Origin of the sequence: Hymenobacter sp. IS2118 (assembly GCF_000715495.1) — a bacterium.
Classification (GTDB): Bacteria; Bacteroidota; Bacteroidia; order Cytophagales; family Hymenobacteraceae; genus Hymenobacter.
The window spans coordinates 34,684-47,253 of the sequence record NZ_JNLX01000066.1 but is presented as its reverse complement, the minus strand read 5'-3'; the positions used below and the strand labels follow the sequence as shown (position 1 = coordinate 47,253).

The 12,570-nt window shown below is 63.9% G+C and carries 13 protein-coding genes; 1 reads left to right on the top strand and 12 read right to left on the bottom strand.

Annotation, left to right across the window (positions count from 1 at the left end):
• The first annotated feature begins 49 nt into the window (after positions 1 to 49).
• Positions 50 to 976, top strand: coding sequence for a toxin-antitoxin system YwqK family antitoxin (locus GM79_RS04935; RefSeq protein ID WP_152559841.1), 927 nt, complete (start codon positions 50 to 52; stop codon positions 974 to 976).
• A 92-nt stretch (positions 977 to 1,068) separates the two neighbouring features.
• Here the strand turns inward: GM79_RS04935 and GM79_RS04930 are convergent, their stop codons facing one another.
• From GM79_RS04930 to GM79_RS04875, 12 genes are all read right to left on the bottom strand, one after another.
• Complete coding sequence (locus tag GM79_RS04930) at positions 1,069 to 1,950, bottom strand: bestrophin family protein (protein WP_051718533.1); 882 nt, start codon at positions 1,948 to 1,950, stop codon at positions 1,069 to 1,071.
• 219 nt (positions 1,951 to 2,169) lie between these two features.
• Complete coding sequence (locus GM79_RS04925; protein WP_051718532.1) at positions 2,170 to 4,575, bottom strand: multicopper oxidase domain-containing protein; 2,406 nt, start codon at positions 4,573 to 4,575, stop codon at positions 2,170 to 2,172.
• Positions 4,576 to 4,675: 100 nt separating this feature from the next.
• A complete protein-coding gene (locus tag GM79_RS04920; protein WP_051718531.1) occupies positions 4,676 to 5,350 on the bottom strand; it encodes a class I SAM-dependent methyltransferase in 675 nt (224 codons plus the stop codon).
• A gap of 145 nt (positions 5,351 to 5,495) precedes the next feature.
• Positions 5,496 to 5,873 carry a DUF6799 domain-containing protein gene (locus tag GM79_RS04915; protein ID WP_035560152.1) on the bottom strand — a complete coding sequence of 126 codons (378 nt, stop codon included), beginning with the start codon at positions 5,871 to 5,873 and terminating at the stop codon, positions 5,496 to 5,498.
• A gap of 375 nt (positions 5,874 to 6,248) precedes the next feature.
• Positions 6,249 to 6,458: a heavy-metal-associated domain-containing protein gene (locus tag GM79_RS04910; RefSeq protein WP_035560151.1), complete on the bottom strand. Its 210-nt coding sequence runs from the start codon at positions 6,456 to 6,458 to the stop codon at positions 6,249 to 6,251.
• Positions 6,459 to 6,638: 180 nt separating this feature from the next.
• Entirely contained in the window at positions 6,639 to 6,980 is a 342-nt protein-coding gene (locus GM79_RS04905; RefSeq protein WP_035560147.1) for a four-helix bundle copper-binding protein, read from the bottom strand.
• Between the two features lie 200 nt (positions 6,981 to 7,180).
• The gene (locus GM79_RS24640; protein ID WP_152559840.1) at positions 7,181 to 7,378 is read right to left on the bottom strand and encodes a hypothetical protein; all 198 of its coding nucleotides are present in this window, start codon (positions 7,376 to 7,378) and stop codon (positions 7,181 to 7,183) included.
• Between the two features lie 85 nt (positions 7,379 to 7,463).
• Positions 7,464 to 7,736 (bottom strand): hypothetical protein, encoded by a 273-nt coding sequence (locus tag GM79_RS04895; protein WP_035560141.1) that lies wholly within the window; start codon positions 7,734 to 7,736, stop codon positions 7,464 to 7,466.
• A 64-nt stretch (positions 7,737 to 7,800) separates the two neighbouring features.
• Positions 7,801 to 8,196: a metal-sensing transcriptional repressor gene (locus GM79_RS04890; protein ID WP_035560140.1), complete on the bottom strand. Its 396-nt coding sequence runs from the start codon at positions 8,194 to 8,196 to the stop codon at positions 7,801 to 7,803.
• Between the two features lie 124 nt (positions 8,197 to 8,320).
• Positions 8,321 to 9,838: an efflux RND transporter periplasmic adaptor subunit gene (locus GM79_RS04885; RefSeq protein WP_081867560.1), complete on the bottom strand. Its 1,518-nt coding sequence runs from the start codon at positions 9,836 to 9,838 to the stop codon at positions 8,321 to 8,323.
• Positions 9,831 to 11,285 carry an efflux RND transporter periplasmic adaptor subunit gene (locus GM79_RS04880; RefSeq protein ID WP_051718529.1) on the bottom strand — a complete coding sequence of 485 codons (1,455 nt, stop codon included), beginning with the start codon at positions 11,283 to 11,285 and terminating at the stop codon, positions 9,831 to 9,833. The genes GM79_RS04885 and GM79_RS04880 overlap by 8 nt, the downstream gene beginning before the upstream one ends.
• Positions 11,263 to 12,567 (bottom strand): TolC family protein, encoded by a 1,305-nt coding sequence (locus GM79_RS04875; protein WP_035560137.1) that lies wholly within the window; start codon positions 12,565 to 12,567, stop codon positions 11,263 to 11,265. Before GM79_RS04875 ends, GM79_RS04880 begins: the two co-directional genes overlap by 23 nt.
• Between the last annotated feature and the right edge of the window lie 3 nt (positions 12,568 to 12,570).

Genomic DNA, 12,570 nt, shown 5'->3' with positions numbered 1-12,570 from the left:
GGTATATTTACCCACCGCATTCCGTCTTTTTCTACCACTTATTCCTTTCATGGGAAAACGTTACTTGTTGCACGTCCTCTTTCTCCTGATTGGTTGGCCCGCGCTGGCCCAGCGGCCCAGGCCCGCGGCCGTCAGTCTCCCACCGGCTGACACCGTGTATTTCGACCGCGACTGGGAGCGCACCGAGACCCAAGAAGAAGTCGCCTACGCTCGCATTGCCCGCCACGACGCCGCAGGCAAAACCATGGGCACCGTGCGCGACTATTACTACCCCTCATGGAAAAAGCAATGGGAAGGCAAAATGGCCGCCGAAGCGCCCGACAAGCCTACCGGGCTGTGCTGCAGCTGGCACGAGAACGGCCAGGTGAGCTTCCGCGGGACGTACGTCAACGGCGTGCAGCAAGCTGATTTCCGTAGTTGGCACGACGACGGCCGAGAAATCAAGTGTACTTCGCTCATGCAGGACGCGCTGCCGCTGAGCAACGCCACCATTCATTGCAGCAACTGCATGCACACCAGCCGGAAGGTGTTTACCGTTGATATTCCCGACGGCACGGTGGGCATCGTTTACAAGCTCGACGTGCGCGACGAAGGCCAGCCCCCCATATCATGGTCGACGGCGCTGGCCATGGCCGCCGTGGCTGGCAGTGGCGGAGCCGCCGCCCCGGCACTGCTGGGCACCGCGGCCACGGCTCTTACCAAACAGGGCAACAACGCCCCGCCCACGGTGAGCACCAAGTGCCACTGGTACATCACGCCCGATGAAAGCGCAGCCCAACAGTTTCTCGCTACCAAGGGCACCATTTCCCGGGATAAGGTATGTTTCCGGGCGGCAGAAAACACGCCCCAGGAAACCCGGCCCATTGCCCTGCCGGCGGGCACCAGGCGCCTTTACGTGTGCGTTAACAACGACAACTACACCACCGATGCCACGGCTACGCTGAGTGTAACCGCCCTGGTGCAAACCTGTAGGTAGGCACCAGGGTGGTTTTTTCAAGCCTCTACCCATATTGAGCGGATGCTGAGTGAGTGAATGCGGGCTGCCCTGTTCGGCTTGCCCCTACATCCCTAATTGAGCACGCCCCGCACGGACTCCAGCTTCGGCGGCACTTCTGCCTCGCCTAGCATCTGCCGCAAGTCAATTTCAATGGTGCGGCACAGCGCCGTCATGGGCACGTCGTTCATCTGGTTTTCAAACGGGTCTTCGCTGATGTGGCCCACGAGTTCGATGGTGGCGAAGACCCAGGATACGAGCACTGAGAACGGCACGGTCAGCCAATAGTGGCCGTGGCCCAGCTTCTCGAACTCGCCCAGCAGGCCCAGCGGCAGGATGGCAATGAACAGCCACACAAAGACCAAACTGGAAAAGGCATACTGGCGCGGGAACGGCGTGTTTTTAATCCGCTCACAGCCCCCCTGCAGGTTGGTGAGCTCGCGCAGGTCTTCGACCAGGGTGCGGTGCTGCAGGTCATTGAATAGGTTGCCTGCCGCGCGCAGGGCTTGGGTTTGCACCAGCAGCAATTGCGCCGGAGGGTTGGCCAGTCCCCGGAGCCGGGCAGCTTCGGCTCGGGCAAGCAGCGGGGCCACGTCCGTTTCCCATAATTCGGGCTGGCGGCGCAGGTGCAGGCGCAGGGCATTCACCCAGGCCATCTGGCGGTACACGAGCCCGCGCTGGCAGGCCACTTGCTCGCTCGTCAGAGCCGCGGGGTGGGCCGGTAGGGTGTGGCCCAGCACCAGCATGCTCCAACTCCGGCTCCGGTTCACGATGCCGCCCCACAGCTGCCGGGCCTCGTTGAAGCGACTGTAGGAGCCGTTGTTTTTAAAGCCGACGTAAAACGAGACCGCTACGCCCACGATGCTGACCAGCTGCCACGGCACGTCCAGCCAGTGTACGTGCAGCGGGCCGTAGAGCACCGCCACCAGGGTATCGTAAACCAGGAAAATGAGCACGTCTTTCCAAGAGTAATTTCAGATAACGCGCCAATGAATATGCTTGCGAACGTACATGCAATGAACGTAAGGGTGGAAGGGTCCGGCCTGGCCCCAGGCAGAGCCGCGCCGCCGGGCAACGCCGGGCCTCCCGCCCGCTTCTCTTAATCAGGCGGTGCCTACCCGGCCGGGTAGGCAGCGACCAGCTATTAGGAAGCGGCCAGGGGCGGGAAGCCAGGCTTAATAGTGGAACGTGAGACCCGCGCCCCAGCCGTACTGGTTGTCGTAGTTGGTGCTCAGGGAGGCGTTCTTGCTGACCATGTAGCGGACTCCGAGGCTGAATTCGCGGTCGGTGTTGCCGCTGATGTCCAGGAACACGTTGTTGCTCAGGGGCAGGTCGCGGCGCTCGAGGCGCAGGCGCAGCTGGCCGGTCAGGTCGGTGCGCAGCTCGGCGCGCACCAGCATGGGCAGCAGGTAGTACACGCCGACTTCGGCCTGCCGGCGGAAGTTGCGGTTGTTTTTCGCGGTGCGTTGGTTGCCACCTTCGGCATCGGCGGCCGACCGCAGCGTTTTGTTGTCCCGGAAGTCGTAGCCGATGAAGCCGGCCAGGAACTGCCGCTTGTCGAGGTAGCGCAGCAGGTGGGTTTCGGTTTCGTAGTTGCCCCGGTAATTAAACCGGCCCTCAAATTCCAGGGCGTGCTTGTTGTTGGAAATGTTGGCTTCGAGAAACGTGGCCTGCGAGTGCACCGAGAGGTCGGCCCACGGGTAGCGGGCATTGTCGCCCGCCTTCGCCACTTTGTACCCGGTTTTGGCAAACTCATTAGGCACGCTGCCCTCGTAGGCGATGACCCGGCTCATGCCGGCGGCCATGTGGTAGAGCGTGTGGCAGTGAAAAAACCAGTCCTGCTCGGCGTTGGCGTCGAACTCGATGGTCACGGTGCTCATCGACGGGACGTCGAAGGTGTTTTTCAGCGGGGAGTACGCGCCCTGCGCATTCACCAGGCGAAACACGTGCCCGTGCAGGTGCAGGGGGTGGCGCATCATGGTCAGGTTTTGCAGCACCATGCGCACGTTCTCGCCCTTGCGAATGGGAATGGCATCGGCCACGGACAAGGTTTTGTGGTCGAACGACCAGATGTAGCGCAGCATATTGCCGGTGAGCGTGAGCTTGATTTCCCGCCATTTCTTGGTCGAGTCCAGCGTGGTCGGCCGCAACGCGCGGAGCCGGTTGTAGTTAAACTCGCCCGCCATGCCGCCCATGTCCATGCCGGGGCCCTGGTCCTGCAGGCTGCCCATACCCGGGCCGTTCTTTTCCTGCCGGTTCAGCGGCCGGTCCCGGGGCGTCGGCACGGGGGTGGCCGGCATGGTGCCGTTTTGCATGTTCATGCCGTTCATGCCGTTCATGTCGCCGCCTTTCGGCGGGGCCTGGCCCTTGGGGCCCGCAGCGGCGGGCTGGGGGCTCATCTGGCCGGCCCCGCTCGTATTCATGCCGGTCATGCGGCCCATGCTGTTCATCTCCCGCGTTAGCTGGAAGTAGTCGAGCTTGGGCAGGTCGGGGGCGTGCATGGCCTCGCCGCGGCCGAAATAGGCCGAGGTGTAGCCAGTCACATCCGAGGACGTGGCCCGAAATTCGGCCGCGCCCGTGGCCGGCACGGTGATGAGCACGTCGTAGGTTTCGGCGGTGGCGATTTCCAGCTTGGTGACCGCAAAAGGCACCACGTCGCTGCCATCGGCCGCGATGACTTGCAGGGGGCCGCCTGCGTACTGGAGGTGAAAGTAGGAGGACGTGCCGCCGTTGATGATGCGCAAGCGGACGACTTCGCCCGGCTGCGCATCCTTAAAATAGGCCTGTTCCTGGCCGTTGACCAGGAATTTGTTGTAGAAAACATCCGACACGTCCATGGCCGGCATGCGCCCCCATTCCTGCCGGACCTTGTCTTTGAAATAGCCGGCCGCCAGGGCCTCGCCATAGCTCTGCGTCGCGCCTTTTTGCACGGCGTACCACTCGCCGGCCCGCTTCAGGTAGCGCAGCACTTCCGCGGGCTTTTGGTCTGTCCAGTCGGAGAGCAGCAGCACGTATTCCCGGAGCACAGGCTTCGTTTCCCGGGGCTGAATGACGAACGAGCCGTACATGCCCAATTGCTCTTCCAGGCCGTGGGCGTGGTACCAGTAGGTGCCGTGCTGCCGGAGTGGAAACGTGAACGTGTGCGTGGTGCCGGGCAGAATGGGGGCGGTGTTCAGGTACGGCACGCCGTCCTCCTTATTGGGCAGCACCAAGCCGTGCCAGTGCATCGAGGTGGTGCCTTTCATCCGGTTGTGGACCCGCACCACGGCCGTGTCGCCTTCGATGAAGCGGAGCGTCGGGCCCGGCAGCCGGCCGTTGATGGCCACGGCCGTGCGGACTTTGCCGGTGAAATTGACCAGCGTATCGGCCACGTACAAATCATATTCCACCCGCTTGCCGACGGAAGCCGGCCGGGCAACGGTCGTCGCGCCGCCCGGGGCCGCTTTGGGCACGGGGGCTGGCCGGGGTGCCTTGGGTTCCGCACGGGCGGGCATCTGCATGCCGGGCATGGTTTGCGCCACGGCCGGTAACGCTGCCGGCAGCAAGACCAGCAACGAGAAGAGGGCAGTTGGTAACGTCATTCGGGGGGGGTGAGCGGCTGAAATCAGCCGTAGATGGAAGAGCCGCGAAGCGGTGCGGGACTATGCGCTGTTAAGCGGATGAGGAAGGGAAAGGCGTCCTTCAGGGCCGGGCCACGACCACGTGGCCCCACACATTGAGGTAGCTGTACGGGAAGGGAAAGCGCTCAAAGGCGACGTTCCGGTACCCGGCTTGTTGGAAAGCGGCGCGCAACTCCGTTTTCCCATACAAACGGGCGTGCCACCATTTCGTAATGAAGGGCACCATGAAGGCGCTCCGGCGGGAAATGAAGACGACCAGCGTGCCGTCCGGGCGCAGGCGCTGGCGCAGCCCCTGCAGCGCCGCGGGCAGGGCGGCTTTGGGGAGGTATTCGAGCATGGCCGAGGAAACAATCAGATCGTAGTCCTGCCACGCCACCGGTAAGGTGTCCAGATGCCGGACATCCGCCACCGCAAGCTCGACCCCGGCAATGGCTGCGCGGTGCAAGGCGTGCCGGAACCGGCTCAACATGCTGGGGGTTAAATCGAACGCATCGACGTGGGTGGGCTGCCAGCCGCGCCCGGCCAGGGCCGTGTGCAGGGCGAGCGTGACGGCCCCGGTACCGCAGCCCGCGTCGAGGACTTTCAGGTCGGGCCGCAAAAAAGCCGCGTGGGCAAAAAACCGCGCCAGCCCCTGCGGGTAGCGCAGCAGCCCAATCATGGCCTCGTACAGGCCCGTGCGGTGGGTATATAGACGGCGGGCCGGCGGTGCCGGCGGTGTTTTCGTGAGCGAGGACACGGGCCAGGGCTGAAAAAGGGCAGTTCCCTGTCCAGATGACAAAAAGCAATACGTGGGGGCGTAGGGGGAGGTAGCCAGCCGGAAAAGGCCGGGTGCCGCACCAATCCAACGAGGACGGATGCAGCACCCGGCGGCCGGCAGAGGCTTACATCTTCATGTTGCCCATTTTCTCGTCGCCCTTCATCATGGGGCGCTTCGTCGAGCCGGGGTGCATGGTCATTTTGCCGTCCATCATCATGCACTGGCCGTTCTTCATCTTCATGGTGGTGCCGTCCTTCATCGTGCAGGTGCCGTCGGTCATGCACATGCTGCCGTCGCTCATGGTCATATTCTCGGTCATGGGCATCATTTTGCCGCCCTTCATCATCATCATCTTGCCGTCCTTCATCATACAACAGTCGTGGGACATCTTGCCCATGGACTTGGCGGTTTTGGCCTTCGCCTTGGGTGCCGTTTGGGCAGTGGCGACGGTGGTGAGCCCGGTGACGAGCAATGCGGAAAGGAGATAAGCGAACTTGTTCATGGTTGAAAAGGAAAAAGTGGTTAAGTAAGCTCTAACGCCCGCCGCCTCCCCACAGGTGTTTCAACCAGGCGGGTCAAGAGGAGGCGAAAGAGTAATGCAAAATTCGTCCGTACCGCCCCCCTTTGTCATGACAATAACGGGCTCAGGCAATGACTTTAATCAGCTGATGCGCACTGCCTGGGCACCTATTTGCACGATTAGACCTGCGTGCTTATTGAATTACCAGAAGGTTTGAAATCGGGTAAGGACGGCGCGGCCACCGCTGGCTCCACGCGGCCTAGCCCGGGCCGTTGTTCGGACTGCATTCTTCTGACGGGCCGAAAACAAAAACGCCCGGCCTTGCCGGGCGTTTTACGCAGGTTGTCGCGAAAGCGCTTAGGCCGCCTGAATCTGGAAGCCGGCGTTTTCGATGGCCTGCACCACTTGCTCGGCCGTGAGCTTGTCGGAGGTGACGGTGAGAATCTTGTCGGGGTTGGCCGTGTCCACCTGCCAGTTGCCGGCGCCGGCTTCCTGGTTGAGGGTGGGGGTAACGGCCTTGACGCAGCCACCGCAATTGATATTCGTCTTGAACTGAAGGGTTTTCATGAGAGCAGGAGGTAGGGTAAGCCGAGCGGGTCGGTTTCAGATGGGTAACATCCAAAAGTAGCGGCCCGTGCGCCGGCAGGGATACAGAATTGCGCCGTGGGCTTACATAATTTCCCTGCCCCTGAAAGCCAAAAAGCCAGCCGACCTACGGTGGGCTGGCTTTTTCGATGCTGGGTTTATTTAAGCGGCCGAGCTCATGCCCTGGCGGCAGGCCTGCTCGCAGCGGCGGCACGCCTCGGCGCACTCCTTGCAGTGCGCCATGTGGGCACCATGCTTTTCGCACTCGTCGCCGCAGGCTTTGCAGATTTCGGCGCACGTTTGCAGCAGGTGCTGGGCGTGCTCGGAACCGCGGGCCACGAAACGGGCCGTGATAGCGCAGATGTCGGCGCAGTCGCGGTCCAACTGAATACAGCGGGCCATCATTTTCACGTCCTGCTCACTAAGGCAGGCGGTGGCGCAATGTTCGCAAGCAGCGATGCAGGCGTTGAGGGCGTCGAGGAGGCTTTGGTTTTGAGCGTGCATGGGAACAGGAAGTTAGGTGAATGATGGTGTCTTAGGCTTTACTCCCCACGGCCGGTCTTGTTGTGTACGATTGGCAGCCCTTGCTGCATAATTCGCACAGGCTGCCCATTTTTTAGGGCTGAGCCGCGCCGGGCAAAGCAAAAGCCTGGGAGGAAGCGGAGTCGCTTTCACCCAGGCCTTTGCTTTATACAGCTGTAGCGTTACTTTTTGGCGCAACAGGCCGGTACACCGGCCAGCGTGCAGGCAGCGGTGCCCTTGTCCGGGCAGTTCTTCACCAAGGGGCAATCCGGGGTGCCTTTCAAGGGACAGTCCGCCGGTTTCGCGGGGTTCGCGAAGCCGAACAGTGCACCACCGGCCAGCAGGATGGCGGTACTCAACATCAACACTTTCTGTTTCATCTTACAACGGGTTAAGGAGAGCCCACTGGTACGGCAGTCGGGCAAATGGGAAAACGCAAGCCGTGCCCTGCGGTAGCAAGTTAATTTAAGCTGCCTGGCCGATGCCCGCCGCTTCGAGCGCCTCTTTGGTGATGCCGCTACCTTGGCAGCACGCCAGCAGCGCGCCGTTGACGGCCACGGCCGGCAGCGTCTGTACACCCAACAGGCGGGCCCGACGCATGGCCGGATTGCCCGCTTCGGTTTCGGTCAGGTTATGCGTAATGATGTCGCAACTGTTGCCAGCGGTGCTCTTCACCAACTCCACGACGGGATTGCACAACGGGCAGCCGGCGGTAAAAACTTCTACAATGCGTGTCATAGGGGGGAGTTAGGTAGTTGATTAAATGAACAGCCCAAGGGTGCGGCCCGGCCCCGGGGGGCAGTCAAGCTTTTTTGGGTGATTCTTTCGCGGCCGCTACTGCATTGTGCTGTTCCAGCCGTCCGCCAATCTCGCGTAGCTCCCTCATTTTCTTCGTCAGCTCCGCCTCCGTCAGGGTGGGGAACTCCCGGCGCAGCTCCTCAATGCGCCCGGCATCCTGGCAGTCGCCGGGGCAGGCACCCACCACGTCCACGATTTGTAGGGCCAGGCTTTTGCGGAATACCTCATCGAGCAGTAGATGCTCAGCAGTGCTGAGCCCGTTGGTCACCGCCTTGAACTGCACCAGAATCTGTTCCGGCGCGGTGGTCTCAGCGTCTAGCATTTTGACGATGCCGTGCAGCTGGCCCGCCAGTATGTTGAGGCGGCTTTTCAGGTTGCGGGTGAGGTCTTTGGGGAGCATAGCACGAAATAATTAAGCCAAGCAACAGCGGGCCGGGGGTGTCTGTCAAGGTGGAGGCGTAAATTCACGTTAGCTTTTGGTAAATGGCTACCCCAAGACGAAGAAGTGTTACTCCTGCGAGGGATTACATTTTCATGTTAGGGTCCATGGCCGGGGCTTTCGGGGCCGAAACCGGGGCTTTCTGCATGTCCATGCCCGGCATGTTGGGGTCCATGCCAGCCATGGGGGCGGTGCCCTGGTAAAGGGCGTATTCGCTTTCCAGCAGGTAAGCCCCGCTGACCACCACCTGCGCCCCTGCGGCCACGCCCCCGGTGATGGCGACGGTTTCGTCGGTTTCGGCGCCCGTGGTGACTTTGAGCCGGCGGAAGCGGCCGGCGGCATCCACTTGCTGCCAGACGTAGCTGCCGCGGCTGTCGCGCAGCACCGCATCCTGAGGGAGGGTCAGCGCCCCGGCCGTTGTACCCCGGCTAGCAGCCAGGCGCACATTGGCCTGCATGCCGGGCTGCAGGCGCCCGCCGGGGTTGGCCAGCTGCACGCGCAGCAGCGTCACCTTGCTGTTAGCTTGCAGCTCCGGGCTGAGAAAGACCACCTTGCCCGCGTAGGTATCGGGGAGACCGGCTACCTGCACCTGCACCGTCTGGCCCGTCTGGATACCGGCTACTTCCTCGGGGTAAAGCTGGGCTTCCACCCACACCGAGGCGAGGTTGGTAAGCGACACGAGCAGCACACCCTCGCCCACGTACTGGCCTTCCGTCACGCCCACGGCTTGCACCAGCCCCGCCCGGGAACTGTAAAACGTCAGCGACGACGTGGGGCGGCCCGTGGCGGCCAGGGTGCGGAGCTGGCCTTCGGTCATGCCGAGCAGGCGCAGCTTCTGGCGGGCGCTGGCCACCAGGCGGCCGTACTGGTTCACGCTCGTACCCACGGCCCGTAGCTGGGCCAGGCTGAGCAGGTATTCGTGCTGCAAGGCCTGCAACTGCTCGCTGTAAATGGATACCAGCGGGGCTCCCGCGCGGATGGACTCGCCCGTCTGGCGCACAAACAGCCGCTCGATGCGCCCGGCCACCCGGCTGCTGACCGTGCGGGTCTGGTTAGCGTTGGCGGTGATGGTGCCCGTGAGCACGGTGCTGCTGCCAGAGCCGCTACTACCGGCGCCGAGGGCAGCCACGCGGATATTGGCCAGCTGCCGCTGCTGCGCGCTCAGCGTTACTTCCGGGACGGCGGCGGCTCCCCCGGCCGGGGTTGCCGCTGCCGGCGCGGCCTTGGTTGCTTTTACCAGGTCCATGCTGCAAATCGGGCATTTGCCGGGCTCTTCGCGGCTGATTTGCGGGTGCATGGGACAGGTGTAATGCGTGAGCGCTACCGTGCCGGCAGTAGGCTTGGCGGGGGCCACCTGCTTGGTCGCTTTCACCAAATCCATTGTGCAGATGGGGCATTTGCCCGGCTCGTCGCGTACAATTTGCGGGTGCATGGGGCAGGTATAGTAGGTGCTGGAGGTGCTGGCGCCGTCGTGGGCGTGAGCTTCCTCGGGCGCAGATTTCTGGCACGCGCCGGCCCCGAAGGCGAGCAGGCCCGCCAGCAGGGCCACGGCCAGCAAGCGGCCCGGAGCGCAGCGGAGGAGCAGATTATGAAGCTTATTCATCGCGGTAATCGGTCTTGGAAAGAGTCGGTGTTTGGGGCTGGGTGGAGGCTGGGGCTCGGGCGGTTTGCACAAATCCTTCGCTGTCGACCAGAAATTGGGCGTTGGTGGCCACGGCGTCCTGCTCGCTCAGCCCTTGCAGGATTTGCACCCGGTCGGCGCTGCGCCGGCCGGTTTGCACCGGCACGGCCTGGAAGGCACCGCTGCGGCGCACGAAGGCCACCTCGCGGCTGCCCAAGTCCACCACCGCGGCCCGGGGCAGCCACAGCCCGCCCGCGGCCGGCACGCTGACGGTGCCAGTGAGCATCGCGCCGCTGCGCAGTTGACCGCCAGGGTTACTGAGGTGCACCCGCACGGCCCCGGTGCGGGCGCCTTCGCGGAAGAAGGGCTCTATCAGGTCGATGCGGGCGGTCCGGGCGCGGGTCGGGTTGTTTTCGGGCAGCACCCGGATGGTTTGGCCCACCCGCAGGGCGGCCAGCTCATCGGGCCGGGGCTCGAACACGCCCCACACCTGCTGGGTATTCACCACCCGAAACAGGGTCTGGCCCGCCGTCACGTAAGCGCCTTCGGTCAGGGTGAGTCCGGCTTCGACTGGCATGGCTGGAGTGGCGGCGGGCATACTACTCGCCGCGGGAGCGCCGCCGCCCATAGCGTCACCGCCGCCGCTACTCATGCCGCCCCCGGCCGGAGCGGGGGGCGGCGGCAGGGACGCCCCGGGTTGGGCGGGCTGCTCCACCACGTAGCCGGTGTATGGGCTGTAGATGGCCACCGAATACGCGGGCTTGCGGGTGGCGCTGGTGCGGGTTATTTGCGCGTCGGTCAGGCCCAGCAGGCGCAGCTTTTGGCGGGCACCCCGCAGCAGGGTCTGGTTTTGGGCGTCGTGGGTGAGAATAAAAATAAGCTCCTGCTGGGCCGTCACCAGCTCGGGGCTGTAGAGCTCCAGCAGCTTCTGGCCCTTGGTCACAGGCTGGTAGTTGTAGCGGATGAGCAGCTTTTCGATGCGGCCCCCGAAGCGGGCGGCAATGACCTCGGCGCGGCGCGGGTCGTACTCCACCCGGCCGGTCAGCGTCAGCGTGAGGTCGGGCGCGCCGGTGGTGGGGTACACGGTGGCCTGGGTGGAAACCACCGTGGCATCGGGGGAGCGGAGCAGGTTCTGCAAGCCGCTGCTGGCCGGGGCCGGCGTGCCGCCCGCTTTGGGCTTTTTCACGAGGTCCATGCCGCAGATGGGGCAGTCACCGGCCTGGTCCCGAATGATTTGCGGGTGCATGGGGCAGGTATAGAGGTCGCCGGCCGTTTCGTGGTTGTGCGCGTCGGCGGCCAGGACCTCTGTGTTGCCGGTGGCGTCCGCCGGCTTTTTGTCCGATTGGCAGGCGCTCAGCAGCAGGACCAGCGGCAAAGCAGCCAGCGCGAGCCGGGCCCGCAACGGGCTATTGTTCCAGCTCTTTTTCATACGCTATTTGCTGAGTGAGTTGCTGTTGGAGGTTGTCCAGGTATTCCAGCCGGGTCCGCTTGAGAGTGGTCCAGGCTTCGAGTACCTGGAAAAGCTGGCCGGTGTTCTGCTCGTAGGCCAGCATGGTGGCCTGGTAGCTGCGGCGCAGGGCCGGCAGAATGCGCCGCTCGAAGGCCCGGGTTTGCTCGCGCCGCAGCGTCAGGTCGGTTTGCAAGCCCGCCAGCCGGCCGCTGGCTTCGTTGAGCACGTCCTCGCGCTGCTTGCGCAGGGCCTGGGCCTCGAAGCCCAACGCCGCCGTGTTGGCTTTGTATTCGCGGGCGGCCCACGGGGCCAGCGGAATGGAAACCATGCCCATCACGGTAAACTGGTTGGGGGTCCGGCCCAGCCCGCGCATGTGGTCGTAGCGAACCCCGAAGTCGGGCCGGCGGCGGCTCGCTTCCAGGTTCTGGCTCAGGCGCACGGCGGTCAGGGCCCGGTCCAGGCTGCGGATGTCGCTGCGGCGGCCGGCCAGCGCGGCCGTGTCCAACGGCGCCAGGGCGGGGGTTGGAGAAGTGAGCACGGCAGTGTCCACGGCAAAGGCTTGGCCGCGCGGCCGGTTCATGAGGGTGTTGAGCGCAATCAGGTTTTGCGCAGCCCGGGCCGCGGCCTGCCGGTGGTCGTTGAGGTGCATTTCCAGCCGGGCCTTGGCGTCGTAGATGTTGGGCAGCGTGGCCAGGTTGTAGGGGTAGCGCGCCTCGGCCAGCTTGATGAGGAAGCGCAGCAGCTCCTCGTTCTCGTCCAGCACGGCCAGCTTTTTGGTGAGCACGGCCTGCTCCACGTACAGGGTTTTGGCTTGCGCCCGCAGCTGCACCACGGTGTTTTGCTGGTCGGCCTGCACCACGGCCGCCTGGCTGCTGAGGTACTCCCGGCGGGCGCGCTGCTTGGCCGGGTTGGGCAGCATCTGCTCCACCGACACCATCTGCATGCCTTCGCCCTGCCCGTTGTTCATCTCCCTGATGGGGCGTTGGTTGTAGGGCGTCATCCAGTACCCGGCGCTGACTTTGGGCGCTTCCCAGCTGTTGTAGCCGGCCACGGCCGCTTCCTTGGCCCGCGCCTGGTAAGTGTACCGCTGCACGGCCGGGTTGCGGCGCTCCACGAGTTGCAGGACCGAATCGAGCGGTAGCACGGGGCCGTCGGGAGCCGCCATGTGCATTTCCTTGCTCATCGTCTGGCCGTGGGCGGCCGGCCCGCCGGCAACGAGCAAAACCAGGGAGGACAGGGAGATACTAAGCCAGTTTTTCATGAA

Excerpts from the sequence above, each read along its gene's own strand:
- GM79_RS04890 (WP_035560140.1), bottom strand. The coding sequence starts at position 8,196 with ATGCTCCCCAAAGACCTCACCCGCAACCTGAAAAGCCGCCTCAACATA.
- GM79_RS04875 (WP_035560137.1), bottom strand. The coding sequence starts at position 12,567 with ATGAAAAACTGGCTTAGTATCTCCCTGTCCTCCCTGGTTTTGCTCGTT.
- GM79_RS04905 (WP_035560147.1), bottom strand. The coding sequence starts at position 6,980 with ATGCACGCTCAAAACCAAAGCCTCCTCGACGCCCTCAACGCCTGCATC.
- GM79_RS04885 (WP_081867560.1), bottom strand. The coding sequence starts at position 9,838 with ATGAATAAGCTTCATAATCTGCTCCTCCGCTGCGCTCCGGGCCGCTTG.
- GM79_RS04915 (WP_035560152.1), bottom strand. The coding sequence starts at position 5,873 with ATGAACAAGTTCGCTTATCTCCTTTCCGCATTGCTCGTCACCGGGCTC.
- GM79_RS04895 (WP_035560141.1), bottom strand. The coding sequence starts at position 7,736 with ATGACACGCATTGTAGAAGTTTTTACCGCCGGCTGCCCGTTGTGCAAT.
- GM79_RS04935 (WP_152559841.1), top strand. The coding sequence starts at position 50 with ATGGGAAAACGTTACTTGTTGCACGTCCTCTTTCTCCTGATTGGTTGG.
- GM79_RS04880 (WP_051718529.1), bottom strand. The coding sequence starts at position 11,285 with ATGAAAAAGAGCTGGAACAATAGCCCGTTGCGGGCCCGGCTCGCGCTG.
- GM79_RS04910 (WP_035560151.1), bottom strand. The coding sequence starts at position 6,458 with ATGAAAACCCTTCAGTTCAAGACGAATATCAATTGCGGTGGCTGCGTC.
- GM79_RS04925 (WP_051718532.1), bottom strand. The coding sequence starts at position 4,575 with ATGACGTTACCAACTGCCCTCTTCTCGTTGCTGGTCTTGCTGCCGGCA.
- GM79_RS24640 (WP_152559840.1), bottom strand. The coding sequence starts at position 7,378 with ATGAAACAGAAAGTGTTGATGTTGAGTACCGCCATCCTGCTGGCCGGT.